The sequence below is a fragment of the Natrinema saccharevitans genome, assembly GCF_001953745.1.
Taxonomy (GTDB): Archaea; Halobacteriota; Halobacteria; order Halobacteriales; family Natrialbaceae; genus Natrinema; species Natrinema saccharevitans.
This window is the reverse complement of record NZ_LWLN01000001.1, coordinates 3,184,748-3,210,860: the sequence shown is the minus strand read 5'-3', so window position 1 is coordinate 3,210,860 and position 26,113 is coordinate 3,184,748. Positions and strand designations below refer to the sequence as shown.

General features: G+C 68.1%; 30 protein-coding genes. 15 read left to right on the top strand and 15 right to left on the bottom strand.

Translation table 11 applies throughout. The features are described 5' to 3' along the window. Positions 1-174: 174 nt before the first annotated feature. Together A6E15_RS22060 and A6E15_RS16300 are read left to right on the top strand one after the other, a co-directional pair. Entirely contained in the window at positions 175-264 is a 90-nt protein-coding gene (locus tag A6E15_RS22060) for a hypothetical protein (protein ID WP_015299283.1), read from the top strand. Further along, positions 264-1,046, top strand: coding sequence for a DUF7089 family protein (locus A6E15_RS16300; protein ID WP_076147766.1), 783 nt, complete (start codon positions 264-266; stop codon positions 1,044-1,046). Before A6E15_RS22060 ends, A6E15_RS16300 begins: the two co-directional genes overlap by 1 nt. 54 nt (positions 1,047-1,100) lie before the next feature. On the opposite strand, the gene A6E15_RS16295 is transcribed toward A6E15_RS16300, so the two are convergent. Then, complete coding sequence (locus tag A6E15_RS16295; protein ID WP_076147765.1) at positions 1,101-1,679, bottom strand: DUF7090 family protein; 579 nt, start codon at positions 1,677-1,679, stop codon at positions 1,101-1,103. Between the two features lie 323 nt (positions 1,680-2,002). Here A6E15_RS16295 and A6E15_RS16290 point away from each other — a divergent pair, with 323 nt between their 5' ends. Further along, on the top strand, positions 2,003-2,683 hold the full coding sequence (locus A6E15_RS16290) for a class I SAM-dependent methyltransferase (RefSeq protein WP_076147763.1): 681 nt from the start codon (positions 2,003-2,005) through the stop codon (positions 2,681-2,683). A 282-nt stretch (positions 2,684-2,965) separates the two neighbouring features. Here the strand turns inward: A6E15_RS16290 and A6E15_RS16285 are convergent, their stop codons facing one another. After that, entirely contained in the window at positions 2,966-3,541 is a 576-nt protein-coding gene (locus A6E15_RS16285) for a DUF1684 domain-containing protein (protein WP_076147762.1), read from the bottom strand. Positions 3,542-3,675: 134 nt separating this feature from the next. Beyond that, positions 3,676-3,912 (bottom strand): DUF7127 family protein, encoded by a 237-nt coding sequence (locus tag A6E15_RS16280; protein ID WP_076147760.1) that lies wholly within the window; start codon positions 3,910-3,912, stop codon positions 3,676-3,678. 205 nt (positions 3,913-4,117) lie between these two features. Between A6E15_RS16280 and A6E15_RS16275 the strand changes: the two genes are divergently transcribed. Then, positions 4,118-6,490, top strand: coding sequence for an ATP-dependent DNA helicase (locus tag A6E15_RS16275; RefSeq protein ID WP_076147758.1), 2,373 nt, complete (start codon positions 4,118-4,120; stop codon positions 6,488-6,490). Between the two features lie 36 nt (positions 6,491-6,526). Here the strand turns inward: A6E15_RS16275 and A6E15_RS16270 are convergent, their stop codons facing one another. Both A6E15_RS16270 and A6E15_RS16265 read right to left on the bottom strand, forming a co-directional pair. Beyond that, the gene (locus tag A6E15_RS16270; protein ID WP_076147756.1) at positions 6,527-7,021 is read right to left on the bottom strand and encodes an adenylyltransferase/cytidyltransferase family protein; all 495 of its coding nucleotides are present in this window, start codon (positions 7,019-7,021) and stop codon (positions 6,527-6,529) included. Next, a complete protein-coding gene (locus A6E15_RS16265) occupies positions 7,018-7,326 on the bottom strand; it encodes a DUF7521 family protein (RefSeq protein WP_049965263.1) in 309 nt (102 codons plus the stop codon). Before A6E15_RS16265 ends, A6E15_RS16270 begins: the two co-directional genes overlap by 4 nt. 346 nt (positions 7,327-7,672) lie before the next feature. On the opposite strand from A6E15_RS16265, the gene A6E15_RS16260 reads away from it, so the two are divergent. Continuing rightward, positions 7,673-9,541: an SLC13 family permease gene (locus tag A6E15_RS16260; protein WP_076148405.1), complete on the top strand. Its 1,869-nt coding sequence runs from the start codon at positions 7,673-7,675 to the stop codon at positions 9,539-9,541. A 21-nt stretch (positions 9,542-9,562) separates the two neighbouring features. Here the strand turns inward: A6E15_RS16260 and A6E15_RS16255 are convergent, their stop codons facing one another. From A6E15_RS16255 to A6E15_RS16235, 5 genes are all read right to left on the bottom strand, one after another. After that, positions 9,563-9,745: a hypothetical protein gene (locus tag A6E15_RS16255; protein WP_076147755.1), complete on the bottom strand. Its 183-nt coding sequence runs from the start codon at positions 9,743-9,745 to the stop codon at positions 9,563-9,565. A gap of 46 nt (positions 9,746-9,791) precedes the next feature. Beyond that, positions 9,792-9,983 carry a hypothetical protein gene (locus A6E15_RS16250; RefSeq protein ID WP_076147753.1) on the bottom strand — a complete coding sequence of 64 codons (192 nt, stop codon included), beginning with the start codon at positions 9,981-9,983 and terminating at the stop codon, positions 9,792-9,794. Positions 9,984-10,071: 88 nt separating this feature from the next. Continuing rightward, positions 10,072-11,115, bottom strand: coding sequence for an ABC transporter ATP-binding protein (locus tag A6E15_RS16245; RefSeq protein WP_076147752.1), 1,044 nt, complete (start codon positions 11,113-11,115; stop codon positions 10,072-10,074). After that, a complete protein-coding gene (locus A6E15_RS16240; protein WP_076147750.1) occupies positions 11,112-13,004 on the bottom strand; it encodes an ABC transporter permease in 1,893 nt (630 codons plus the stop codon). Before A6E15_RS16240 ends, A6E15_RS16245 begins: the two co-directional genes overlap by 4 nt. Before the next feature lie 4 nt (positions 13,005-13,008). Next, positions 13,009-14,097, bottom strand: coding sequence for a thiamine ABC transporter substrate-binding protein (locus A6E15_RS16235; protein ID WP_076147749.1), 1,089 nt, complete (start codon positions 14,095-14,097; stop codon positions 13,009-13,011). A gap of 98 nt (positions 14,098-14,195) precedes the next feature. On the opposite strand from A6E15_RS16235, the gene A6E15_RS16230 reads away from it, so the two are divergent. The 3 genes from A6E15_RS16230 to A6E15_RS16220 all read left to right on the top strand — a co-directional run bounded on the left by A6E15_RS16230 (position 14,196) and on the right by A6E15_RS16220 (position 16,241). Beyond that, on the top strand, positions 14,196-15,308 hold the full coding sequence (locus A6E15_RS16230) for an AI-2E family transporter (RefSeq protein ID WP_076147747.1): 1,113 nt from the start codon (positions 14,196-14,198) through the stop codon (positions 15,306-15,308). An 84-nt stretch (positions 15,309-15,392) separates the two neighbouring features. Beyond that, positions 15,393-15,605 carry a hypothetical protein gene (locus A6E15_RS16225; protein WP_076147745.1) on the top strand — a complete coding sequence of 71 codons (213 nt, stop codon included), beginning with the start codon at positions 15,393-15,395 and terminating at the stop codon, positions 15,603-15,605. A 93-nt stretch (positions 15,606-15,698) separates the two neighbouring features. Then, a complete protein-coding gene (locus tag A6E15_RS16220) occupies positions 15,699-16,241 on the top strand; it encodes a DUF5518 domain-containing protein (RefSeq protein WP_076147744.1) in 543 nt (180 codons plus the stop codon). Here A6E15_RS16220 and A6E15_RS16215 read toward each other — a convergent pair whose 3' ends face one another. The 3 genes from A6E15_RS16215 to A6E15_RS16205 all read right to left on the bottom strand — a co-directional run bounded on the left by A6E15_RS16215 (position 16,242) and on the right by A6E15_RS16205 (position 18,725). Further along, positions 16,242-17,534 (bottom strand): ABC transporter permease, encoded by a 1,293-nt coding sequence (locus A6E15_RS16215; protein ID WP_076147742.1) that lies wholly within the window; start codon positions 17,532-17,534, stop codon positions 16,242-16,244. It lies immediately after the preceding gene. Next, complete coding sequence (locus A6E15_RS16210; RefSeq protein ID WP_076147740.1) at positions 17,531-18,289, bottom strand: ABC transporter ATP-binding protein; 759 nt, start codon at positions 18,287-18,289, stop codon at positions 17,531-17,533. Before A6E15_RS16210 ends, A6E15_RS16215 begins: the two co-directional genes overlap by 4 nt. A 109-nt stretch (positions 18,290-18,398) precedes the next feature. Continuing rightward, entirely contained in the window at positions 18,399-18,725 is a 327-nt protein-coding gene (locus tag A6E15_RS16205; RefSeq protein ID WP_076147738.1) for a hypothetical protein, read from the bottom strand. Between the two features lie 237 nt (positions 18,726-18,962). On the opposite strand from A6E15_RS16205, the gene A6E15_RS16200 reads away from it, so the two are divergent. The 3 genes from A6E15_RS16200 to rpiA are packed head-to-tail and all read left to right on the top strand — an operon-like array spanning position 18,963 to position 21,516. After that, positions 18,963-19,904 (top strand): ABC transporter ATP-binding protein, encoded by a 942-nt coding sequence (locus A6E15_RS16200; protein WP_076147736.1) that lies wholly within the window; start codon positions 18,963-18,965, stop codon positions 19,902-19,904. Continuing rightward, complete coding sequence (locus A6E15_RS16195) at positions 19,901-20,755, top strand: ABC transporter permease (RefSeq protein ID WP_076147735.1); 855 nt, start codon at positions 19,901-19,903, stop codon at positions 20,753-20,755. Before A6E15_RS16200 ends, A6E15_RS16195 begins: the two co-directional genes overlap by 4 nt. Positions 20,756-20,808: 53 nt before the next feature. After that, positions 20,809-21,516, top strand: coding sequence for a ribose-5-phosphate isomerase RpiA (gene rpiA, locus A6E15_RS16190; RefSeq protein WP_076147733.1), 708 nt, complete (start codon positions 20,809-20,811; stop codon positions 21,514-21,516). A 41-nt stretch (positions 21,517-21,557) separates the two neighbouring features. Here the strand turns inward: rpiA and A6E15_RS16185 are convergent, their stop codons facing one another. Together A6E15_RS16185 and A6E15_RS16180 are read right to left on the bottom strand one after the other, a co-directional pair. Further along, positions 21,558-22,013: a hypothetical protein gene (locus A6E15_RS16185; RefSeq protein WP_076147731.1), complete on the bottom strand. Its 456-nt coding sequence runs from the start codon at positions 22,011-22,013 to the stop codon at positions 21,558-21,560. A gap of 93 nt (positions 22,014-22,106) precedes the next feature. Next, positions 22,107-22,274, bottom strand: a complete 168-nt coding sequence (locus A6E15_RS16180; RefSeq protein WP_004267503.1) for a DUF1931 family protein — start codon at positions 22,272-22,274, stop codon at positions 22,107-22,109. Between the two features lie 839 nt (positions 22,275-23,113). Here A6E15_RS16180 and A6E15_RS21105 point away from each other — a divergent pair. From A6E15_RS21105 to A6E15_RS16165, 4 genes are all read left to right on the top strand, one after another. Next, positions 23,114-23,263 (top strand): DUF7563 family protein, encoded by a 150-nt coding sequence (locus A6E15_RS21105; protein ID WP_006183067.1) that lies wholly within the window; start codon positions 23,114-23,116, stop codon positions 23,261-23,263. Between the two features lie 80 nt (positions 23,264-23,343). Next, on the top strand, positions 23,344-23,592 hold the full coding sequence (locus tag A6E15_RS16175; protein WP_076147729.1) for a GIY-YIG nuclease family protein: 249 nt from the start codon (positions 23,344-23,346) through the stop codon (positions 23,590-23,592). Positions 23,593-23,681: 89 nt separating this feature from the next. Continuing rightward, entirely contained in the window at positions 23,682-24,644 is a 963-nt protein-coding gene (locus A6E15_RS16170) for a hypothetical protein (protein ID WP_175607289.1), read from the top strand. Between the two features lie 64 nt (positions 24,645-24,708). After that, positions 24,709-26,103 (top strand): phosphohexomutase domain-containing protein, encoded by a 1,395-nt coding sequence (locus A6E15_RS16165; RefSeq protein WP_076147726.1) that lies wholly within the window; start codon positions 24,709-24,711, stop codon positions 26,101-26,103. The last annotated feature ends 10 nt before the right edge of the window (positions 26,104-26,113 follow it).

Below are 26,113 nucleotides of genomic sequence, written 5' to 3'. Positions count from 1 at the left end.
TCTCCATTGGAAACGATGGTCACGATCCGGCTCTCCAACAGGTTGTACTGCCGGCGACTCGAAGACCGAGCGCCGAACTGCCTTCACACGACCGTCGAGTCCACTGTGGCCACTCGAGGGATGCTCCGGACGGAGAAAGATGGATTTAAACGACGCGGCTACGACCCCTCGAACATGAGTACCGCAACCAAGGTCGTTCTCGCGACGGTCGGAGTATCGGCGCTGCTGTCGATCCTGCTCGTCTTCCAGACCGCACTCGCCTGATGTTCGAGGCCCGTGCGCTCTCGGCGGCGGTCGACGCCGTCCGCGAGAGCCACGCACCCGACGTCCGGGTCCACGACTGCGAACGCGACTTCGAGACGCTGGACCCGGCACTCGCGGAGGACCTCGGGCTGCTCGTCGACTCGCTCGAGCCCGCGAGCTACCCGGCGGCGTGGCTGCCCGAGGACGCGCCGACGCTGCTCGCTCGCTACGCGAGTTCGGAGTTGACGATCGGGATGCCAGGAGACGGTAGCGTCGCCTGGACCCGCCAGACCGAGCCGCCGCTCGTGCTGGTCAAACCGCGCGTCGAGGGCTCGCCCGACGCTTTCCTCGATTTCCTGGTCGCCGAGGCACTGGTCCAACTCGATCTCGGCGTTCCGGAACACTTCCTCGACTTCTTCCAGGACTCCTATCCCGACCTCGATCGGGCGGTCGAACTGGATCCGAACGGTACCTATCAGGTCGCCGCGGCGCTGTACGACGGTTGGGTCGGACTCCAGACGCGCGAGGTGTTCGCCGAGTGGCACGACACCGATCCCGACCTCGCCGACGCCTGGCAGGACGCGGGGAGGCGCCTCGAGGACCGCGTTTCGGACCTGCCGCGGGCGGTCGCACGCGGTGACACCGACTTCGCCGACGCGACGGAACTGGCGTGTGCAGCGATCAAGCACGCGATCGAGCTGCCGGCCCCCTTCGCCGCGCTCGACACCCAGGCCTACCTCGACTACGGCCCCGAGTACGCTATCCAGTGGGCCGAGAAAACGTTCGCGTCGCTCGAGGAGTAGCCCGTCCGGCCTCGATGATCGATCGTCGCCTACCGGGTCGCCGTCAGTCGCCGCTCAGAACTCGGCCTCGATGCTGCCGTCCTCGTCGAGGTCGATCACGCCGTCGAATCGGTTCCGGAATCGTTCGACCAACTCCTCGTCGTGGGGGTCCTTGGCGAGGTGGAACAGTCCGACCGCGTCGTACTCGGCGAGTAACTCGAGGACTCGATCGACGGCCTCGAGGGCCCGTTCGTCGCCGGCGTAGTAAGCGAGTTCGGTGACGGAGTCGATACTGATGCGTCGTTTGCCGTCGTGTTCGTCGAGGAAGCCGTCGATGTGATCGACGATGCCGTCGACGTCGTCGGGGGCGGCGACGTAGTGGACGGTATCGGATGAGCGCCGGGAGTAGCCACGTTCGATGCTCAGCGTATCCAAAATCTCGGCTCGTTCCTCGTCGACGTCGTAGTACTCGAGTTTCTGTCTAACTTCGCGGGCGGTGGTTCGGGTGGAGACGACGAGGAAGTTGTCGGTATCGGTCTTGAAGAAATCCGTGTCGATACGGTCGGTCTCACCGGTACTCGGATGCAACAGGAGTACCCCGGTGCCGCCCGGTATCGTCGCCGGCGTCCCGTCTATCTCGAGCGTATACTCCATACTGGCCGCAACAACTCCGGGGACTCCCTTAAGCGTGCGGATGTCTCTCCCGTCGGAGAGCCGAAAGCGGTGGAAGGGTCTGAAAAACTGGCGAGGGGTGGGACAGTGCGACTCACCGAACGTCGAAGCGAAATCCGGATGCCCACGGATTTCGAACCGACGACCCTTCACCCGCTACTTTTTAGGCTAACCTAAAGAATCTGTCGGTGGTTCTCGGAATCGCGAGATAGATCGGTGACGCCGGTGATCGGCATCGTTCGGTACCGTCTGGGGGTTCCGTCCCGATGCGAACGCGTTTAGTCCCGCGGCGCCACGCTGTGGACATGAGCGTTCGCGAGGAGTTCGACGACTGGGCAGCCAGCGGACGGGACAGAGGCATGGAGGAGCGACACTGGCACACCGCGAAACACGCGCTCGCACGGATGCCGATCGAGCCCGGCGACACCGTCCTCGACCTCGGTTGCGGGAGCGGCTACGCCGGCCGCGCCTTACGGGATACGAAGGACGCGGGACGGGTCTACGGCCTCGACGGTTCCCCCGAGATGGCACGCAACGCCGCGGGGTACACGGACGATCCGGCCGTCGGCTACCTCGTCGGGGACTTCGACGAACTGCCGTTTGCCGACGATTCGATCGACCACGTCTGGAGCATGGAGGCGTTCTATTACGCCGCCGACCCCCACCACACCCTCGAGGAAATCGCCCGCATCCTCCGGCCCGGTGGTACCTTCTACTGTGCGGTCAACTACTACGAGGAGAACGTCCACTCCCGCGAGTGGCAGGAGTCCATCGCCATCGAGATGACCCGCTGGGACCGCGACCAGTACCGCGAGGCCTTCCGGGAGGCGGGCTTGCACGTCGTCGAACAGGACAACATCCCCGACCGGCAGATCGAGATTCCGGCCGCGGCCGAGTTCCCGACCGAGGACTGGGACACCCGCGAGGCGATGGCCGAACGCTACCGCGAGTTCGGTACTCTCCTGACCGTCGGCGTTGCACCCTGACTCCTCGAGTGCGGCCGAACGTGCCACGAAACCCTCGTGGCCGCCAGCGATCGATCCGGATTCGCGGGCCGAAACCCCCCGGTTTCCACTCGAGATCCGCACCCACCTTCGAGAGACCGTCACACGGCCGCTGACTCGAGTCGAAACGCTCCCGTCCGATCGGTGACAGTCCCGGATCGTGACGTGACGACCGCCCCGCGCCGGCGGCCGTCGTCGATCGAATCGACCCGTCGACCGCCGACCCACCGTCGGCGTCGGTCGCGAGCGGCGACTCCACCGCCGCTACTCGTGGCGTTCGCCGGCCGGGATCGCGACCTCGAGCCAGTTCTCCTCGGGCGGGAGCGGACAGTCGAAGGTGTCGCTGTAGGCACAGAACGGCGAGTACGCGAGGTTGAAGTCGACGACGATCTCGTCGCCGTCCGCGAGGTCCCGGTCGGGCTCGAGTTCCATGTAGCGGCCGCCGTCGTAGCTCTGCTGGCCCGTCGTCTTGTCCCGGAACGGGACGAACAGCGGCTGTGCGTCGGGGCTCTCTTGCTGGTAGGCCGCGAGTTCGAACGTCCCGTCCTCCAGGTCCTCGTCCTCGCGATCCAGTTCGAACTCGAGGGTCGCGACCCGCAGGTAGCGCATCTCCCGGCCCGCCGTGGTGTCCATCAGCACGACCTCGGGGTCGTCGTGGACCGTCGCGGTCGCGGTCACGCGGTAGTCCGGATCCGGCTCGAAGTAGTCCAGTCCCGCGAAATCATCGCGCTCTTCGGGCGGGATCGGCGACTGCGGATGGTCGGCGAAAAAGTCGTCTTTCTCGGCGCGTTTGGACTCGAGTTCCGTGCGCCAGCGGTCGACGTCGATGGAATCGCTCATAGCCGACGTAGTCGACCGAGCGGGGAAGGCGTTGTGCTTTGACTCGGTCTCGGTCGCTGCGGGTCACGTTCTACCGGCACTTCGAAAACAGCGTGAATCGGGTCCTCACTGCGGCCGTTTGCCGGTCCGACTCGTTACTCTTCGATCGTGAGTACCCCGTTCCGGGCCGAGACGTCGGTCGCTTCCGGCGGGAGTTCGAACTCGAACTGCTCGTCGCCCGCGACGATGATCGCGGTCGACCCGACGACGTCGACCGAGATATCCGCGGCCGACGTGCCGAAATCGACCGCGATGGCGCTACCGTCATCGTATTCGAACGTCCGAACGACGGCGTCTCGGTCGACGTTCTCGAGGGAGTGGGGAACCTTCACACGATTTCTAGGAGCCGAGCCAAGTAAAGGCTCACGCTGGCAGCAATCGGGCGGGCCGACCGTGGATCCGGGCCGAACGCGGATCGATCGTCCGCTCGGTCCCGCTCGACTCGGCGTCGCCCCGAACGACCCGACGTTTATTACTGGTCGGGCGGCCACTCCAGTCCGTCAACGCTATGGACGACCGACTATGAGTACTGGCAGAATGACCGACTGGCGGACGGTGTTCGGCCACGACGAGCCCTACGAGCCGCAGGTCGACGGTATCGAGACCGCCATCGACACCGGCCGGCAGGGCGGCTACACCGTCGTCGAAGGGGCCTGTGGGACCGGGAAGACGATGATCGCGCTCACTGCCGGGATCGATCTGGTTCGCGATCCCGACACCGACTACGAGCGCGTGTTCGTCCTCACGAGCGTCAAACAGCAACTGCGCCAGTTCGAAGCGGACCTCGAGACGATCAACGAGAACCTGCCGGCCGACTGGAACCCCGTCTCGGGACTGACCCTCGTCGGGAAGGCCGACGTCTGCCCGTACAACCGCGAGAAGACGGCGGGGTTCGACGACGGAAACGTCTACGACCGCTGTGAGACCCTGCGCGATCGCACCCGCGATCTCACCGGCGAGGGCGGCGACACGACCGCGGGGAACCTGGCGACCCGCGCCCGCAGCCAGCAGATCGGGTTGGCCGACAGCGGGAGTCGGTCGAAGAACACCTTCCTCGAGACCGCCGGTGAGCCGACGCCGTACCCGCCCGACCTGCCGGAGTACGGTGAGGGTGGCCCGGTCGGCGCCGAGACGGAGTATTGCCCGTTCTACGCGCAGTATCTGGAGGATCTACCCGACGACGAGGACGGCTCGCCCGCCGAAGCGGTTCCCTACGACTTCACCGACGCCGGGATGGTCACGCCCGGGGACCTCGTGGCCCGCTCGGTGACACACGGCACCTGCCCCCACTCCGTGATGGGGGCCGCCCTCGGCGAGGCCGAGGTCGTCGTCGGCAACTACTACCACGCCTTCGATCCCCGTACCGTCGGCTCCTTTACCGGCGCCCTGCTCGACGACTCGACGTTCGTCGTCTGCGACGAGGCCCACATGTTAGAGCCCCGGGTCCGCGACCTGGTCAGCGAGGGCGTCGCCGACCGCACGCTTCGAGACGCCGAGACCGAACTCTCGCGGGTCATCCAGCCGATCACGTTCGAACGCGAGGGCCGGCAGGCAGAGGGCGGCTCCAAGACCGCCGACGCCGACCTCGTCCGAGGGGAACTCGAGGACAGCGACGTCTCGTTCGAGGAACTCAACCGCACCCTCGAGTTCGTGCAGGACCTCCGGGCCGAACTCGATCGCCGGGTGACTGCGTATCTCGACCGCAACTGTCGGGGCTGGCAGTCGAACCTGAACGACCTCGAGGACGCGGAACTCCCCCTCCGGGACCCCGCAGCGCCCGCCGAGGACGAACTGACCGAGTGGGCCCGCGAGGCGGGCTACGGCGATGCCGACTGGGTCCGCGCCGAGGCCGTCGGTGCGGTCGTCCAGCGGGTCTTGAACGAGGCCGAAGACGAGGACCGGACCCGCGCTGCGCCCGCCGTCGGCCGGGTCCTCGGCGAGTGGTACCGCCGGGGCCACACCGATTACTTCCGGGAGATCGAACTCGAGCGCACCTGGGACGACACCGAGCCGCCCGACTCGTGGCGGCGGGCCTACAACGCCCGGCTCTCCTTGCACAACTGCGTGCCCAGCGACGCCATCGGGGACCGACTCGGGACCTTCGGCGGCGGCGTCCTGATGAGCGCGACCCTCGAGCCGATCGAGGCCTTCACCGAGGTCACGGGGCTGCAGTACCTCGCCCGCGAGGAGGACCGCCCGGTCGTCGAACGGCGGTACGGCCTGCACTTCCCCGCCGAGAACCGCGAGAGCTTCGCGGTCGCCGCGCCGAAGTACACCTACGATAACCGCGGCCGGCCGGGCGAGGAGAACCCGACTCGCCGATCCTACGCGAACGCCGTCGCGACGGTCGCTCGACTCCCCGGCAACGTCCTCGTCGGCATGCCCAGTTACGCCGAGGCCGAGTGGATCGCCGGCCGGCTCGAGGATCGGATCGACAAGCCGGTCCTGCTCGACGTCGCCAGCGACGACGAGACCACCGAGTCGCTCAAAGACGAGTTTTTCGCGGGCGAGGGGAAGGTACTGGTCACGAGCCTGCGGGGCACGCTGACGGAGGGCGTCGACTACAGCGGCGACCGACTCGCCGCCGCGGTCGTCTGTGGCGTCCCGATCGTCAACACCTCGAGCCCCCGAACGAAGGCGGTCCGACGCGCTTACGACGACGAGTTCGGCGACGGTTTTACTTACGCGCTCACGATCCCCGCGGTCCGGAAGGCTCGACAGGCCATCGGACGGGTCATCCGCAGCCCCGAAGACGTCGGCGTTCGCGTTCTGCTCGACGAACGGTACGCTCGGGACAGCTGGGACTCGGTCCGCCCGTATCTCCCCGACGACAACGAGTTCCAGCCCGTCAGTCCCGACATGCTCGACGTGGGACTCGATCGGTTCCAGTCGCGGCTCTCCTCGCAGTAACCTCCGGCGGTGACCGTCGCCGTTTCGGGGTCGCGCTCAGTCGTCCGATTCGGCCTCGAGCGACGGCAGCTGCTCGTCCCGTCCCTGCCACCACTCGAGAACTCGGTCGACGATGTCGCTGCTCGAGTGCAGGCGCTTCCCCGTCGGCTCGAGGGCGCCGGCCCGCTCGACCCGACAGTCGATTCCCCACGCCGCGAGCAGCCCGTCGATCTCGTCGGAGTCGTGGTGCTGGTCGTGGCCCAGCACGACGATGTCGGGGTCGATCTCGCGGATCGGCACCGAGAAATCCTCGGGATGACCCAGTCGGGCGTGATCGACCGCCTCGAGCGCGGCGACGGCGTCGCGACGCTGCTCGCCCGACAGCACGGGGTCGGGTTTGTGTGCGACACTCTCCGCGCGGGCGACGATGACGTGGAGTTCGTCGCCCGCGTCCGCGGCCGCCTCCAGATAGTGAACGTGGCCGGGATGCAGGAGATCGAACGTGCCCTGAGCGACGACTCGCGTCGGTCGGCCGGACGGTCCGTCGCTCATGTCGATAGCTCCGTGGTTACGGTAATGCCGCCCGTTTCGGCGTACAGCGAGTAGAGCAAGATCGCGAACCCGAGCGCCGTCGCCGAACTCTGCAGGGCGATGCCCAGCCCCATCGTGTCGCCGAGGAGGTGGACGCCGCCGCCGAGGATCGAGCCGACGACGATGACGCCGAAGCCGCCGGCGACGGCACGCAGCGCCGCCGACCCGGTCCGGCGGAAGGCCCGATAGGCGAGCGACGCGATTGCGCCGCCGGTCAGTACCGTCGCCGTGTTCGCGATCGCGATGGGGAGCGTGTACTCGTTCATGACTCGGTGGGTCCGGCGCGGGAGTCGATCGGGAGCCGCGGCAACGCGAGGGGGTCGACCGTCGGCCGTCTCCGTACCCGGCCGTCCGCGAGCCAGTCACTTGAGTACGGCTACCGTTCCCGCGAGAAAAGAACGCTTCCGATGATGTTCGTCCCGTATTCACTCGAGACGACTCGTCGCGAGTCGCCAGTGCGGCGTCGCGGACCCCGACGGCGTCGGCAAACCGGGGGCTTCAAGCCGCACCGTCAGGGAATCCGTACTATCAACCGTGACCGGAGGTCTCTTCTTCGAGGGCGGGGTCGTACCGCTGGCCGCCGAGTCCGGCGGGCTCGCGGTGACGCCCCAGATGCTCGTGGTGTTCGCGATCATCCTCCTCGCGCTGGTGCTTTTCGTGACGGAGTGGCTGCCGATCGACGTGACCGCCATCCTCGTGATGGTCCTGTTGATGGTACTCGGCACGGACGGGGTCGCGAACTTTACCGAAATCTCGACGGCGGAAGGGACCTCCGGGTTCTCGAACTCGGCGACGATCACCGTGCTGGCGATGCTCATTTTGAGTTCCGGAATTAGCCAGACCGGAGTCGTCCAGATCGTCGGCCGGAAGATGTCCGCGTTCGCCGGCGAGGACCTCGACAAACAGTTGCTCGCGACGATCGGCGTCAGCGGCCCCATCTCCGGCTTTATCAACAACACGCCGGTCGTCGCCATCCTCGTGCCCGTCGTCTCCGACATCGCGCACAAGGGCAAGACCTCGCCGTCGAAGCTGCTGATTCCGCTCTCGTACGCTTCGATGTTCGGCGGGATGCTCACGCTGATCGGTACCTCGACGAACATCCTCGCGAGCGACGTCTCCGCGCGCCTGCTCGATCACCCCTTCTCGATGTTCGAGTTCACCCAACTGGGGATCGTCGTCCTCCTCGTCGGCAGCCTCTATCTCATGACCGTCGGCCACCGGCTGCTCCCCGAGCGGGTCCCCGTCGACGAGGACTACGTCACGGAGTACGACATCGAGGAGTACCTGACCGAGGTGATCGTCGACGAGGGCTCGCCGATCGTCGGCTCGACCGTCGCCGACGCCATCGACCGCGTCGCGTTCGACGCCGACATCCTGCAGGTCGTCCGCGACGACGAAGAGTTCATCGAACCCATCGGCCAGAAGACGATCCGGGCCGGCGACACGCTCCGGCTCCGGGCCGACCGGCCGACCGTCCAGCAACTCGTCGAACGCGAGACGCTCACGATCGACGGCGGTCCGGAGACCGACGCCGAACTCGAGCCCGAGGAGATCCCCGACCGCACGCTGGTCGAGGTCGTCGTCCCCCGGGGCTCGTTCCTCGTGGGCGAGTCGCTCGAGACGTCGACGTTCCGCCAGCGCTACGACGCGACCGTGCTGGCCTTCCGCAGTCGCGGGGAGACGGTCCGCAGCGACATGGACGAACGCCGCATTCGGGTCGGCGACACGCTGTTGGTCCAGGCGGCACCCGACAGCATCGACCGGCTCTCGCAAAACGACGACTTCATCGTCGCCCACGAGCCGGACGAGCCCGATTACCGAACGGAGAAGATTCCCCACGCGACGGCGATCATGGCCGGCGTCGTCGGCTTCGTCGCCGTCCCGTGGGGGGCCGTCGGGACCGCGCTGGCCGGCGTGACCGGCGTCGCCGCCCTCGAGTCCATGTCGGCGCTCTCCTTGCCGATCATGGTCACAGCACTGGCCGGCGTCGTCGCGATGGTCGCATCGGGCGTCCTCAAGCCGACCGAGATCTACGACGCCGTCGAGTGGGACGTGATCTTCCTGCTTGCGGGCATCATCCCGCTGGGGATCGCCTTAGAGCAGACCGGCGGGGCCGACCTCTTGGGGTCGCTCGTCGCGTCGACCGGGGCCTACCTCCCTGCGCTCGGCGTCCTCTGGGTGTTCTACCTCGCGACGGGGCTCATCACGGGCGTGATCTCGAACAACGCCAGCGTCGTGTTGATGCTCCCGGTGGCCGTCGAGACCGCCTCTCAGATCGGCGCGAACCCCTTTGCTTTCGTCCTCGCAGTCACGTTCGCCGCCTCGACGGCGTTTCTCACGCCCGTCGGCTACCAGACGAACCTGTTCGTCTACGGCCCCGGCGGCTACAAGTTCGTGGACTTCGTCCGGGTCGGCGCGCCGCTGCAGTTCCTGCTCTCGATCGTCACCGTCCTCGGGATCAACTTCTTCTGGGGGCTGTAGCCCTCGAGTATCGCGCCGACCCTACTCGTCGCTCGAGGCCGATTCCTCATCGTCGCCCGCGGCCGACTCGTCCTCGTCGTCGGCCTCGTCGGCCGGCGGCTCGTCCTCGTCGTCGCGCTCGAGGGCCTCCTCGAGTTCCCGCTCGCGCTGGCGCTCCTCGGCGTCGTCGGCTTGGCTCTCGCGACTGTCCTTGGTGTCTGCCATGATCTCACACACAGCACCGACGGGGATAACGCTGTGCCATGGCGCTTCAACGCCGTCCGCTCGCCGAGCGCTCGTCACCGGGACCCGACGAGACGACGCGGGCCGACTTCCGTCCTGCCTCGACGACCGCTCCCTCGACCGGCCGTCGCCGGTCGTCGCGGACGCGAACGGTGAACTCGGTCCCGACGGCCACCTCGTGGCGCTCGAGTTCGACCCGGAGTCGACGAGTGAATTGCATGTGGGACAATAGCACGAACCGATCGAAAAGCGACCGCCCTGTGCATTCCGGTCCCGGAGACGGGGACGCCGCGTCGCACCCAGCCGGCTCAGTCGGCCGCGACGACGTGAGCGTCCGCGGGGTCGAAGCCGACGGTCAGTTCGTCATCGTCGGGGATCTCGGGTAGCTGGAGGACCATCTCGGTCCCGTTCCAGCGGCCGTGAACCCGGACCGTCTCGCCGAGAAACTCGCTGGTCTCGACGGCCACCGGCAGCCGGTTGGTCCCGGCGCTTCTGGAGAGCGCGCCCGGTCGCACGCAGACGGTGACTCGGTTCGCTTCCGGCGGGACCGGCTCCGACGACACCGCGAGGGTCTCGCCGCCGACGTCGATCCGCGTTCGCTCGCCCTCTCGAGCCCGCACCGCGCCCTCGAAGACGTTGTTGTCGCCGACGAACTCGGCGACGAACCGCGTCGCGGGCTCGCGGTAGATCGCCTGCGGCCGGCCGACCTGCTCGACCCGGCCGCCGTTTATCACCGCCACTCGATCGGAGATCGCAAGCGCCTCGGCCTGATCGTGGGTGACGTAGACGGTCGTGATCTCGAGTTCCGACTGGATCCGTTTGACCTGCCTGCGCAGCGACTCTCGAAGCCGTGCGTCCAGCGCGCTCATCGGCTCGTCGAGCAAGAGCAGGTCGGGAGCCGGCGCGAGCGCCCGCGCCAGCGCCACCCGCTGGCGCTGCCCGCCCGACAGCCCCTCGGGATCGCGCTCGCCCATCCCCTCGAGGTCGACCAGCGCGAGCAGTTCCCGGACGCGTTCGTCGACGGTCTCCCCGTCCGGCGGCTCCCGGAACCGAAGCCCGTAGCCGACGTTCTCGGCGACGCTCATGTGCGGAAAGAGGGCGTAGCTCTGGAAGACGACGCCGACGTCTCGCGCCTCCGGCGGGACGCCGTCCATCGCCCGCCCGTCGAAGCGGACGGTCCCCGCCGTCGGCGACTCGAAACCGGCGATCGTCCGCAGCGTCGTCGTCTTCCCGCAGCCCGAGGGGCCGACGAGGGTGAAAAACTCCCCGTCCCGGACCGTCAGGTCGATCCCCTCGAGCGCCGCGGTCCCGTCGTAGCGTTTGGCGACGCCGGCCAGCGTGAGTTCGGTCATCGCTCGAACCTCCCGCCGACGCGGTCGACGACGACGAAGCTGGCGGCCGTGACGAACAGCAGGACAGTCCCCATGGCGATCGCGGGGCCGGGCCGGCGACCCAGATAGCGCTCGACGGCGACCGGCATCGTGTAGGTGTCGCGGCTGCCCGCCAAAATCACCGTCGAAGAGAACTCCCCGATCGAGATGGCGAAGGCGAAGGCCGCGCCGGCGACGATCCCGCTGGCTACCAGCGGCAGTTCCACGTCCCGGAGCGCGCGGTAGCGGGAGGCGCCCAGCGCGCGGGCGGACTCGACCATCGCCGGATCGAGGTTCGCAAGCAGCGGCGAGACGTTGCGCGTGACGAAGGGGTAGGCCGCGACCGCGTGGGCGGCGACGATCGCGACCGCGCCGGTCACCTGAAACCGCCAGCTGCCGGGCAGCGGAACGCCGAAGACCAGTCCCCGCAGCAGGCCGATCCCGAAGACGACGCCGCTGACCGCCAGCGGCAACATCGCCAGCGCGTCGACGACGGCTCCCGCGCGGCCCGCCCGCGCGGTCACGACCGAGATCACGACGCCCATCGGTACGGCGACGGCGAGCGTCGCGACCCCGAACAGCAGCGAGTTTCTGATCGCGACCCACGGCAGCGTCTGGTAGCTGGCCCCCTCGAGCTGGCGCTCGAGCAGGAACGCGTAATGGCGACCCGTGAGCCCGCTCCCGTCGGTGACGCTGCCGACGATCAGGCTCGCCATCGGTCCGACGAAGACCACCAGCACGACGAGTCCGTAGCCGACGATCGCCAGTCGGCGCGGCGACAGCGCCGTCCGCAGGTCGGGAAAGAGCGGCCGCCGCGCGGTCGAACCGGCCGACCGTGCCAGCCCCGACTGGGCCGACTCGTATCGGAGATAGGCGTACGTGAGCCCGAGCGAGAGCAGCGTCTCGAGGACGGCGAGCGTCGCGGCCTCGCCGTAGGCCAGCTGGCGCACCCGGTCGTAGATCCAGACCTCGACGGTCGCCAACTGGAGCCCGCCCAGCGCGAGGACGATGGGGAAGGTCATGAACGTGAAGATGAACGTCAGCAACGCGCCGGTCAGGACCGCCGGCAGCAGCTGCGGGACGACCACGTCGCGGAACGCCCGCCGCGGGCCCGCGCCGAGGCTGCGAGCGGTCTCGACGGCCCGGCGGTCGACGGACTCCCAGGCGGCGACGGTCACGCGGGCCACCAGCGGCGCGTTGTAGAACGCGTGGGCGACGATCACGATCGCCAACGGGTTCCACTCGATGAACGGGTACGGCCCGAGCCCGATCAGTCCGAGCAGGCCGTTGAGCGTCCCGCCCCGGCCGAACATCGCGTAGAAGCCGACCGCGACCATGATCCCGGGCAGGACGAAGGGCAGGATCGTCAGCGAGCGCAGCGTCCGCCGGCCCCGGAACTCGTAGGTCGCCAGGACGTAGGCCGCGGGCAGCCCGAGCGCGACGCTTGCCACCGTCGACAGCGCCGCCTGATAGGCGGTAAAGCCGAACAGTCCCAACCGGACCCCCGGCGTCTCGAGGGCGAGCCACGGCACCGGTAGCTCGAGGCCGGGAATCGGCCGGACGAGCGTGAGAGACACCGAGACGGCCCCGAGCCAGCCGGCGACGCCCTCGAGGTGCGTCCGGACGGCGAGCGGCTCCGCGAGGACGTTCGCGAGCGCCCCGAAATAGAACGGGTCGGTCAGGACCGCGCGGAAGTAAGCGAGCGTCGGCCGTCCGGCCTCGAGAACGGCCTCGAGGAAGACGACCCCGACCGGCAGGTAGAGCATGATCGCAAGCACCGCGGCCGTCGCGAGCGCCGCCAGCGAGAGGGCGCGGCGCTCGAGCCGGGTCCGGAGGGCGTCCCGGAGCCGGCGGCGATCCGAATCGGACACGGGCCTACTGACCGACGATCTCCTTCGCCCAGTCGTCGACCCAGCCGCCGAGACTGCCCCGGAGCGCCTCGTAGCCGAACGAGACCGGCTCCGGCGGTTCGTGGGCGTACTCGTCGAACTCCGCGTCGAGGTCGACGTGGTCGTCGCCGACGGCCGGGAACTGGACGTTGCGCTGGGCGATCTCGGCCTGGGGCTCGCTCGAGAGGACGAAGTCGAAGAAGTCGTAAGCGACGTCGACGTCGGTCGCTCCCTCGAGGATCCCCATTCCCTCGGGGTTGGCGTAGCCCTGTCCGTTCGGGAACGCGACCTGATGGCGGCTCATCTCGTAATCGTACTCGTTCGCGTACACCTGATCGGTCGAGTAGGAGACGACCATCGCCCGCTCGCCCTCCATGTACGCGCCGCTGTAGGACTCCGTCCAGCCGTCGAGGACGCGAACGCCGTTGTCCTCGAGGTCGCCCCAGTAGTCGAGGTAGCCACCCCCGCCGTAGGCGTCGATCGTCCACAGCAGGAACGCCCGTCCCGGATCCGAGTTCTGGGCGTTCTGAGCCAGCAACGCGTCCTCGTAGGCCGGCTCGGTCAGGTCCGCGAGCGTCTCGGGTTCGTCGACGAGCGTCTCGTCGTAGACGAGACAGATGTAGCCCGTGTCGTAGGGCAGCACGCGACCGTGGGGGTCGCCCATCTCGAGTTCGTCGCGGATCCGATCGGCGTTGTCGAGCCGATCGACCTCGAGCTCTCGCAGGAGCCCGCCGTCGCCGAGTTCGTCGTCGATTCGAACGAGGTCGTCAACGTTGACCCCGACGTAGGCGTCGGCGTCGATCTCCGCGTTCTCCCGCGCGCTCCGCACGTACTGTGTGAGCCCCTGGTCGGGAACCTTCCACTCGATTTCGGCGTCGTGCTCCGCCTCGAAGGCCTCCTTGAGCCACGGACCGGCCGGGCTCTCGCCGTTGACCATCGAATCGTACGTCGCGATCCGTAGGGTCCCGTCGTCACCGCTCCCGCCGTTGCCGTTCCCGCCGTCGCGAGTCAGACAGCCGGCGACGCCGGCGACCGTCCCCGCACCGACCGTTCCGATGAACGTCCGTCGATCCATTACTGGGTGGTTACACTCGGTGGTCTTAAACGGCGTGATCGGCCGATCGGTCCCGTCAGTCGGACAAAGACTTTACCGCTCCGCTGCGAGTCTCGGCTGTGACGGAGACCGCCACCGGCGGAGATCGCTCGACCCGAACGCGCCGCTACGTCCTCGCGGGGGTCGTCGTCGCGCTCGGGGTCGTGACCGGCGGGATCCTGCTCGAGGTGCTGGGAACGATCCTCTTCGCGCTGACGGTCGCCTACGTCCTCATGCCGGTCCAGGGCTGGCTCGTCAGGCGCGGGTTCTCGGAGTGGACGGCCGCGCTCGCGGCGACCGTGATCGGCTTCGTGAGTGCGACCGCCGTCTTCGCGCCGATCGTCGCGACGCTGTACTTTCGCATCGAGGGCGTCCTCGAGGCGGTCGAAGCCCTGCCGCGGGAGCTGTCGATCACGGCCTTCGGGGCGACCCAGACCTTCAAGGCCGGCGAGGTCCAATCGATGGCGGTCGACTCCCTGAGCGGCGTCGCGACCACCTTCGCGCTTTCCCTCCCGGTCCTCGCGATCAAGTTCGCGCTGTTTCTCGTCCTCATCTTCGGGATCCTGCTCAAAGGCGACGAGGCGGGCCGGGCCGCCGTCGCGCCGATCCCCCACGACTACCGCGACGTCGTCTACGCGCTCGCCACTCGGGCTCGAGAGACGCTGTACGCGATCTACGTCCTGCAGGTGGCGACCTCGCTCGCGACGTTCGCCGTCGCCTACCCGCTGTTCTGGGCGCTGGGGTACGAGGGCGCGCTGACGCTCGCGATCGTCGCCGCCGTGTTGCAGTTCGTCCCGATCATCGGCCCGAGCATGCTGATCGCGCCGATCGCGATCTACCAGGCCGTCGCCGGCGACCTCGTCGCGGCGGCCCTGATCGGCGTCCTCGGTCTCGTCCTCGTCGGCTGGCTCCCCGACGTCGCCGTCCGGCCGCGGCTGGCGCGTCGCTCCGCCGGCCTCCCCGGTAGCCTCTACTTCGTCGGCTTCACCGGCGGGCTCTTTACCCTCGGCCCGATCGGCGTCGTCGTCGGCCCGCTGCTGGTCGCCGTCTTCGTCGAGGCCGTCGACCTGCTGGCCGACGAGGTCAACACCGACGCCACGTTCAGCGAGATCATCGAAGCCGACCTCGAGTCCGATTCCGAGGACACCGAGACGACCTTCGAGGAGTCGAATCCGCGGACGGTCGACGATTGAGGACGGCTCGTCGCTGTCGCTGCTGGTCGCGGTCGGCCCGGAGCGAACGACACGTCGGCCGCGTTGGAAAACAAACACGTCCGCATGAACCGTCAGCCCTCGCTTCCCGTCGCCCTCCTGATCGCGGGGATCGCGAGCGCCTGTGCGCTCGTCATCGCGTCCGGCTTCCTCGATCCCGAGTGGGCGCTCGAGACGCTCGGGCTCGAGCTGTATCTCGGTTCGATCGTCGGGATGCTGGGCTGTGGCGTCCTCTCGTTCTGGTTCGATCTCGCCGGACCCATTCGCCGAGCGCTGTAACGCTGCCTTCGGTTCCCCGCTAATCGATATCGTCACCGTGCCGATCGTCGTCTTTCTCCCCACAATTTTTAGGCTCCCCGTCATCCGTTCGGTATGGTCACCACTCGGACGCTTCTCAACGCCGTCATCGGTGCCGTCGTCGGTGTCGTCCTCTCGTTCATCCCGTTCTCGACCGTCCTCGGCGGCCTCGTCGCCGGCTTCCTCGAGGGGCCGGACGGCCGCGAGGGCGCGATCGTCGGTGCGTTGGCCGGCGCGATCGCGTTCCTGCCGATCGCGGGGCTGGGACTGCTCCTGTTCGGGCTCCTCGGAATCGGCCTCGCCGGCGGGGTTCCGGTCGAGGGGTTTGCGGTGGTCTCGGTCGTGATCGTCGTCGCCGGGTTCTTCGCGCTCGCCTACACGGTCGGGCCGTCCCTGCTCGGCGGCTACCTGGGGGCGTACCTCGCCCGCGAGTACCCCGACCAACACCACCGGACGCGGGCCACCATCGGCTACGAAACGGAGTCGGGTGGGGCTCCCCCCACCGAGGGCGCGCCGACGCGGGACCGCGAGTACGACCCCGACTCGAGGGAGTTCGACGCCGATCGCACCGCGGACGAACGCGACGCCGACCGCGAACGGGACCGCGACCGGTTCTGATCACTCGTAACGTAGCGCGTCGATCGGGTCCGTCCGCGCGGCCCGCCACGCGGGGTACAGCCCGGCGAGGACCCCGACGAGTATCCCCACGACGACCGCGAGCGCGACGTACTCGAGGGGATAGACCAGCGGCAGATCGACGTATTCGGCTCCGACGTAGCCCCCGACCAGCCCGAGCGCGGTCCCCAGGATCGCGCCGATCACCCCGAGGATCACCGCCTCGGTCAGGAACAGCCCGAGGACGTCGCGGTTCTGTGCGCCGACGGCTTTCATGATGCCGATCTCGCGGGTCCGTTCGGTGACGCTGACCAGCATGATGTTGGCGATGCCGATCGAGCCGACCAGCAGGGAGATAGCCGCGATGCCGACGATGAAGTTCCGCAGCAGGTCGAGTACGTCCTGAAGCTGCTGGAGCAGTTCCGTACTCGTCTGGAACCTGACCGCGAGGTCGTCGCCGAGGAACTCGCTGGCGTCGGACCGGTCGCTCTCGAGGTAGTCGGTCGCGCTCTCGCGGGCGGCGTCGATGTCGGCCTCGTCGTCGGAGGGGGCTTCGACGATGATCGCGAGGAAGCGGGCCTCGCCGCTCTCGCCGGCGCTTTCGTTGTCGCCGCCGCCGTCACCGCCGCCGGCTCCCAGCCCCGAGGCCTGCTCCGTGTAGTAGGGGTCGGTCGGGACGTACACCCGCGGCGAGGACTCGAAGCCCTCGAAGGGGCTCTGGCCCTCGCTGGTGTCGGTGATCCCGACGACCTCGACGGTCCGTCGCTCGCCGCCGAGGATCGTCACGGTCAGTTCGTCGCCGACGGTGACGTTCTCCTCGAACTGGTTGGCCGCCGCCGGATTGAGGACCGCCTCGGGTTCGCCCTGCCGGAACTGTCTGCCCTCGGCCAACCGCTCCTCGCGGATGTACGACGGTCCCGAGGCGATCAGTCCGTTCCCCTGCGCGACCGTCTCCTCGCCGTTCGAGATCGCTTGCGTCTGGATCGTCGCGTAGCCGTAGGCCGCCTCGACCGCCTCTAGGTCCTCGACCGCCTCGAGGTCGTCGCCCGTAAACACCGGCTGGGCACCCGCGAGCGGCCCGCCCTCGGTGTCGGGCTCGGCCGCCCAGCCGTAGACGTTGCGCTGATCGTCGGGACTGATGTCGCCGATGATGCCGGCCTGGAGGCTCGCACCCAGCGTGACGAAGGCGATCACCGCCGCGATCCCGATCACGATCCCCAGCGTCGTCAGCGCCGACCGGAGCTTGTGGCCCCGGATCGAGCGCCACGCCAGCCGCAGGCTCTCGAGCGGGTTCACTCGGAATCGGCCTCCGTCGGCCCCGACGACTCCGTTCGCGAGGTCGAGTCCGCCGCGCCGTCGCCCTCGAGGTCCTCGATCCGCTCGATCCGCCCGTCGAGCAGGTGGACGATCCGGTCGGCCCGCTCGGCGACGTGGCGCTCGTGGGTGACGACGATCATCGTCGTCCCGGCGTCGTGGAACTCGTCGAAGAGGTCCAGGATCTCGGCCTCGGTGTCGGTATCGAGGTTGCCGGAGGGCTCGTCGGCCAGCACGATCGCGGGGTCGTTGACCAGCGCCCGGGCCAGCGCGACCCGCTGGCGCTGCCCGCCCGAGAGCTCGTTTGGCAGGTGATCCCCGCGGTCGCCGAGCCCGACCCGCTCGAGCAGGTCACGCGCTCGCTCGCGCCGTTCCGTCCGGCCGATTCCCTGAAACAGCTGCGGGAGGGCGACGTTCTCGACGGCGTTGAGTCTGGGCATGAGGTTGAACGTCTGGAAGACGAACCCGACTTCGGTGCCCCGGAGGCGAGTCCGCTCGCGGTCGTCGAGCGCGTCGACTGCCCGACCGCCGACGACGACCTCACCCTCGGTCGGGGTATCCAGACAGCCAACGAGGTTCATCAGCGTCGACTTGCCCGAGCCGCTGGGTCCCATGATCGCCGTATACGATCCCTGCGGTATCTCGAGCGAGACGCCGTCTAGTGCGTGGACGGGCTCGCCGATCCGATAGGTCTTGCGGACGTCCGAGAGGGAGACGGCCGTCTCCGCCGTTGCCATGGGTATTGATCCACGGAGGGTTCAAAAAAAGTTCGGCGTAACGATGTGCCCGCGACGACGGCCGACCGCGCGGATGTCGGGTCTCGGAGTCGGCGACGATCCGGGCGCGCTACCACTCGCCGCCCGTCGGGTCGCCGCCCGTCGGGTCGCCGCCCGTCGGCTCCGCCTCCGTCTCGTCGCCCCGGAGGAGGACGTACGCGACCAGGGCGATGACGCCGAGCGGGAGGAACAGAAACAGCAGCGCTCCGACGCCGACGGCCCACGCGAGTTCGTTGCTCTCGCGTTTCGCGGCGTCTTTGTACACCCAGTAGGCGACGCCGACCGTGATCGCGACGGCGACGATGAGGCCGACCACCATCGCGGCGAGCATCGTCGTCGAGTCGACGGGGAGATCTTCACCGCCGGACTGGAGCGGGAGGAGGACGAGTTGCAACATTATACCACCCGGCTCGAGCGGCCGTTCGATCGTCTGGCGGGACCACGTCGCCGATCGGAACCGGAGTGACCGGCGGGGTGCAGAGCGGGTTCTCGCATACAAGTGATTCTTCACCAACAGATTATATATGCCTTCCGCTCTAGTTCTACTATTGATAATTCGACCCTCCCGACACGACGGGCTGGTTCGGACGTGAGGAAAGTTATTTGTCGTCCGAAAAAGTAGCAACATTGAACAGTGGCCTCTATCGATATATCCGGCGTCACGAAACGGTACGGTACCGAGACGGCACTCGACGGTCTCTCGCTGTCCGTCGAGCGCGGCGAGATTTACGGCTTTCTCGGCCCCAACGGGGCGGGCAAGTCGACAACGATCAATCTCCTGTTGGATTTCATTCGGCCGACCGCCGGCGAGGTTCGGGTGTTCGATCTCGACGCGCAGGCCAACGCCCTCGAGATCCGCCAACGGACCGGCATCCTCCCCGAGGGTGCCGAACTCTACGAGCGCCTGACCGGCCGCCAGCACGTCGAGTTCGCAATCGAGTCGAAGGGGGCCGACGACGACCCTGACGAACTCATCGAGCGGGTCGGCCTCTCGCCCGACGCGGCCGCGAAGAAGGCCGGCGGCTACTCGAAGGGGATGGCCCAGCGGCTCACCTTCGCGACGGCACTGGTCGGCGAGCCCGACCTCCTGATCCTCGACGAGCCCTCCACCGGCCTCGACCCCAACGGCGCCCGCCGGATGCGCGAGATCATCCGTGAGGAGAACGACCGCGGCGCGACCGTCTTCTTCTCGAGTCACGTCCTCGGACAGGTCGAGGCGGTCTGTGACCGCGTCGGCATCCTCCGAGACGGCCACCTGATCGCCGAGGATACCGTCGAGGGACTGCGCGACTCGATGCCCGACCAGACCCGGCTCCGCGTCACTCTCGATCGGATCCCCGACGACTCGGACGCCGCCCTCGCGGCGGTCGAGGCCATCGACGGCGTCTCCTCGGTGACCCCGGAGGGACGGACGCTCGTCGTCGCCTGCGAGGACCGCGCCAAGACCGAGGTCCTCCACGCGATCGAGGAGTACGGCGTCACCGTCGAGGACTTCGCGACCGACGAGTCCTCGCTCGAGGACCTGTTCGTCGCCTACACCGCGGGCGCCGACGGCGGACGGGAGGTGGTTCGATGAGTACGATCACCGTCGCGAAGAAGGATTTCCGGGACGCGGTCCGGTCGCGGCTGCTGATCGGCCTGACCGTCCTCTTTGCCCTCTTTACCGTCGGCGGAGCCGCCTTGGCCTCGTGGGCCTCCGGACTGTTTTCCGAGGGTGGCGGGGACTCGACGGTCGGACTGATCCTCGCGTTGCAGACGCCCGCCGGCTTTCTGGTCCCCGTGATCGCGTTGATCGTCGGTTACGGCGCGATCGCGGGCGAACGCGAGAGCGGGAGCCTGAAGTTCCTGCTCGGACTGCCCCACCGCCGTCGGGATGTCGTCCTCGGGAAGGTACTGGGTCGGACGGGCGTCGTCGCGGTATCGATCCTGATCGGGTTCGCCGTCGGTCTGGTCGGGCTCGTCGCCTTCGTCGGCGAAGTCTCGCCCGTCGACTACCTCGCCTTTACGCTGGTGACGGTCGGCTTCGGGTTCGTCTACGTCTGTCTCGGCGTCGGCATCTCCGCGATGACCCGGTCGACGACCAAGGCGGCCGTCGGCGCGATCGGGCTGGTCGTCCTGTTCTGGTTCCTCTGGGGAACGATCACACAGGGCCTGTTATACGCCCTCGAGGGCGAGTTCCTCCCCGAGACGTTCCCCGGCTGGTACCTCGCGCTCAACGCCATCCCCCCGGACGCCGCCTACGGCTCCGCGATCGGTGCCGTTCTCGGCGAGTCCGGGTTCACCACGTCCGGCTCCCTCGAGTCACAGGGACTGGTCGAGAGCGTGCCGCTGGTGGCCGAACCGTGGTTCGGCTTCGTCATCCTCGCCGTCTGGGCGCTCTTGCCGCTGGCGTTTGGTCTCTGGCGGTTCGAACGGGCGGATCTCTGAGCGGCCGACCGCGAATTACAACGTTTTTCTCCTCGCCGCTCGCGTGAGGTGGTATGAAGACGGAGGGTGGCTCCGACGCGGCGAAACGACGGGCCGGCGAACGCGCGGCCGAGGAAGTCGCAGACGGGTTCGTCGTCGGCCTCGGTACCGGTTCGACGACCGCCCACGCGATCCGCGCGCTCGGCCGGGCCGTCGACGACGGCCTCGAGATCCGGGGGGTCCCGACCTCCTTCCAGTCCCGCCAGTTGGCCCTCGAGGTCGGCATCGAACTCACGGATCTCGACGCGGTCGACGGCCTCGACCTGGCGATCGACGGGGCGGATCAGGTCGTCGACGATCCGGACGCGGCCGCCCACGGCGCGTTGATCAAGGGCGGCGGCGCGGCACACGCGCGCGAAAAATTCGTGGACGCGGCGGCCGACCGGTTCGTCGTCGTCGTCGACCCCTCGAAGCTGACCGACCGCCTCGAGCGTTCGGTCCCGGTCGCGGTGTTGCCCGACGCCCACACCGTCGTCGCGGATCGGATCCGGGACCTCGACGGGGAGCCGACGCTGCGAGACGCCGGCGAGAAGGACGGTCCGGTCGTGACCGACAGCGGCAATCTGATCCTCGACTGTGCGTTCGGGTCGATCGACGATCCCGACGAACTGGCGACGCGACTCTCGAGGATCCCGGGCGTCGTCGAACACGGACTGTTCGTCGACATGGCCGACGCGACCTACGTCGGCACCGACGACGGCGTCGCGGTTCGCCGGTACTGAGTGTGGTTTCGGGCCGGAGCCCGACCCGATCGGTCGCGTCCTTACCGCGCCGGGAGCGGTAGCCGACCCGACGACTCCGTGTCCCCGGATTCCCGTTCCTCGGCCGCCGACTCCTCGTTCCCACTCCGCGGGAGCAGCGTCACGGTCAGATAGAGGACGCCAAGCAGCCGCGCCGCGGGCTCGACCCACGGCTGCAACTCGAGGTCGTCGGTGTTGACGTAGACCAGATGTTGACTGAGGTCGATGATCGGTCGCGGGACGAGGACGAGCGTCAGTCCGGCGAGCCCGAACAGTCCGGACAGCAGCGTCGACCCCTGCCGGCCGCGGACGAGCAGCCAGACGAAAGCCAGCCCCTCGAGCCGAGCGCCGACGAGCGCGAGCGGCCGCGGTCGGGGCTCGTCGGGGTTTCGGAGGCCGACCCGTTCGCAGGCGGCGATCACCGGTTCCGGTTTCACGATCACGAGGAAACCGAAGCCGAGCAGCAGTCTGCGCAACATATCCGTCCGTATCACGGCATCGGGCAAAAAACTCGAGTCGGCGACAGCCGTCGCTATCGACCGTAGCGTCCGAAAAAATTTGGGTGGCGTCCCTTACAGGTCGCGGGGCTGGACCGTCTTCCGGTCGTTGGCTTCCGCGCGTCGGGCGGCGTCCTCGAGGAGTTCGTCGACTTCCTCGTCGAGTGCGTCGTAGAAGTCGGAGGCAACGTTTTTGTCATCGAGCGCTTCCTTCACGGCGGCTTTGACGATAAGGTCTGCCATACGGTGTATCGGTTTCGCACAACCACATATAAAAGTTTTGGTTAGCAGCGGAAATACGGGGGTTGCAGCGGTTGATTCGCCCGTTTCGACCACCGATACCACCGGAAAGTATATGGCATATGAGTGACCGGGCCGTCTCGCGGGGGTCGCGAAACGGCTGATTCGGCTCGCGCGCGGTCCTCCGGCGCTCGCACGTACGTTAAGCGATCCCACGATCGCCGGGCGGAGCCGCGCCGTCGACGAGTCCGGATCGACCGCGGGCCGACGCATTCGAGTACGTCGACCCCGGAACTGCGGTACGCGCGAACGCTTCGAGGCCGTGGCCGACGGCGATCTGTCACCGGCCGAGGCCGAAACCGAACTCGGGGGGTACGTGGTCGGCGAGGCGGGTCGGTTCGACACAGTCAGTCGACGGCGCTGCGGGATCTCCCGAAGCGATCTTCGCGGCGGGGAACTCGGCCGGACTGGTCGTCGCGCCCGGGGACCATTTCGCGGCGGCCGCCACCGACGCGGCGATCGAGCGCCGGAGTACGATGGGACGAGCGCTGGTATCCGACTATAGTAGCCACTGAAACGATTTACACACTGATCGCAACGCTGTCGTGCGATCAGGTGTGCAATGACTTTCAGTAGCTACTATAGAGCCGCCGTCGCTCGACGCGACGGTGGGGATCGCCACGGGCGGGACGGTCGACGAAGCGATCGCCACCGGCCGCGACTGAGTCCCTCTCCGTTCGGCAAAAATACTTTCTACAACCCAAAAGCCAAACAGTGTTTGGAGAAGGCTATTTAACCGTACACCCAGTACATACGGGTACCGGCTTCGGCCGGTGTGACCAATGCCCAAGTGTGACCACTGCGGCGCGCACGTCTCCGAACGGTTTGCACGCGTCTTCGCCGACGAACGTGGCGAGATCCACGCGTGTGTCAGTTGTTCGGCCAACGCCGGCATCGCTGAAGCCGCGAAAGAGCGCGCTCGCGGGACCTGACTACCGCGATCGACGTCACGACTACCACGCGCCCCCACCGGACGAGACGCTTTTTAGCCCTCTCGCCCTTCCCACGAGCGATGGCCGACCACGTCGTCTACGTCCTCGAGTGTGCCGACGGCTCCCTCTATACCGGCTATACGACCGACCTCGAGCGACGCGTCGCCGAACACGACGCGGGCGAGGGCGCGAAGTACACCCGCGGCCGGACGCCCGTCGAACTTCGCTACCACGAGCGGTTCGACTCGAAATCGGCGGCGATGTCCCGCGAGTACGAGATCAAACAACTCTCTCGCGCCGAGAAGGAACGGCTCGTCGGACTCGCGTAACCCAGGTCACGACGAGTGGCGCCGGCGGCCGTTTCTCCCCGACTCCCGACGAAAAATAGATGTCCGTCGAGAATGACAGTTCACTCGAGATGCAAATCGACGTCGTCGACGAACTCAGACAACCGGAGTACACCGGCGATAACCGGTGTGAGCCATGTGCCGTCCTGAACCTGGCTATCGCGGCGATACTCGGATCGATCGTCGCTCGCAAGTTCCGACTCGGCGGGCTACTCGCCGTCGGTGTGTCGATCGCGCTGATCTACCTGCGGGGGTATCTCGTTCCCGGCACGCCGACGCTGACCAAGCGGTATCTCCCGCCCGCGGTACTGCGCTGGTTCGGCAAGGAACCCGAACCCGCGGTCGCGAGCGGCCTCGGCGGTGTCGACGCCGGCCCGGCGATCGAGGCCGACCGCGATTCGACGGCGGGCGAGGTAGCTACGTTCGAGGAGGACGCGGCCGTCGCGACCGACGACGCGACGCCGGCCGCGGACGGCGACGGAACCGCCGCTGGCGGGGCCGACGACGATGCCATCGCCGACCTCGAGACGTTCTTCCTCGCGAACGACGTCCTCGAGCCCTGCGAGGACCGCGATGACCTCTGTCTCACCGACGAGTTCGAAGCGGTCTGGTTCGGCGAAATAGACCCGCTCGCGGCGTCGGGAGTCGATGTCGAGGCGGCCGTCGACGCCTTCGGGTTCGACGCCGACCCCGAGCGGTTCGAACTCAGCGAACACGGGGGGACCTACCGGCTGCTCTCGGAGACGGGCGCGGCCGGTCGCTGGCCCTCCCACGCCGCCTTGCTCGCCGACGTCGCCGCCAGCCGCGCGCTCGCGTCGTGGACCGACGACTGGGACGCCTACGCGCCCGAGACGAAAGGCGAAGCCCTCAACGGACTCCGGATGTTCCTCGAGACCTGCCCGTCCGGCGGCGACGTTCGGATGGGCGAGGAGGTCGTCGAGTCCTGTTGTAGCTCCCACGAAGTGATCGCGGTCACCTGCGAGGACACCGGCGAACGGCTCTTCGAACAGCGACTCGCGGACGTCGACGCCTGATCGCCGTCCGGGCGGGCGACCGTCTCCCGTCGCTTTTTTCGCGTCGGCCATCGACCACCGGTGCATGGAGTCGATCAGTTTCGGTACCGACGGCTGGCGGGCGACGCTCGAGGAGTTCACGTCACCCCGCGTCCGGATGGTGGGGCAAGCGGTCGCAACCTATCTCGCCGACGAGGGTCTCGAGGGCCCGGTCGCGGTGGGATACGACGCCCGCGAGAGTTCGCGGGGGTTCGCGGAGGAACTGGCACGGGTGCTGTGTGCCAACGGGTTCGACGTCCTGCTCTCGGACCGGGACCGACCGACGCCGCTCGTCGCCTCCGCCATCGTCGATCGTGATCTCGCCGGCGGACTGGTGATCACCGCCTCGCACAACCCGCCGGAGTACAACGGCGTGAAGTTCATCCCCGGCGACGGCGCGCCGGCCCTGCCCGCGGTCACCGACGCCATCGCCGACAGACTCGCCGAGCCGGACCCGCTCCCCGAGGCCGACCACGGCACCGTCCGGGAAGTCGACTTCGCCGAGTCCCACGCCGATGCCGCCCTCGAGCTGGTCGAATCGGTGGCCGGCGACGCCGACCTCGCCGACCGCACCGTCGCCTACGACGCCATGCACGGCAGCGGCCGCGGGACCACCGACGCCCTGCTCGAGCGGGCCGGCGCGTCTCTGGAGTGCCTGCGCTGCGAACCCGATCCCGACTTCGGCGGCGGCGCGCCCGAACCGGCCGCCGAGAACCTCGAGACGCTGATCGACCTCGTCACCGATCCCGCCACCGCGCCCGAACTGGGGATCGCCAACGACGGCGACGCCGACCGCATCGCCGTCGTCACCCCCGAGCGGGGCTATCTCGACGAGAACCTCTTTTTCGCCGCGCTCTATGACTCCCTGCTCGAGACGGACTCGGGACCGGCGGTCCGGACCGTCTCCACGACCTACCTGATCGACCGGATCGCCGAGGTCCACGGGGAGTCGGTCCACGAGGTGCCGGTCGGCTTCAAGTGGGTCGCCGAGGGGATGGCCGAGACCGACGCTCTGGTCGGCGGCGAGGAGTCGGGCGGGTTCACCGTCCGGGGGCACGTCCGCGAGAAGGACGGCGTCCTGCTGGCGCTGCTGGCGGCCGCGATGCACGCCGCGGAGCCGATCGACGACCGGGTGGATCGCCTGCTCGAGGCCCACGGGACCGTCGTGCAGGACAAGATCAGCGTCGACTGCCCCGACGACGAGAAGGCCCGGGTGGTCGCCGATCTCGAGGATGCGATCCCCGAGACCGTCGCGGAAACCGAAGTCGAGGACGTCAACACCGCCGACGGGTTCAAACTCCTGCTGGCCGACGGCTCGTGGCTGCTGGTGCGTCCCAGCGGCACCGAGCCCGTGCTGCGGGTCTACGCCGAGGCCGAAGACGAGGGGCGGGTGGGGGCGTTGCTCGAGGCCGGCAAGGAGTTGATCGAACCGCTCGTCTGAGTAACCGTCT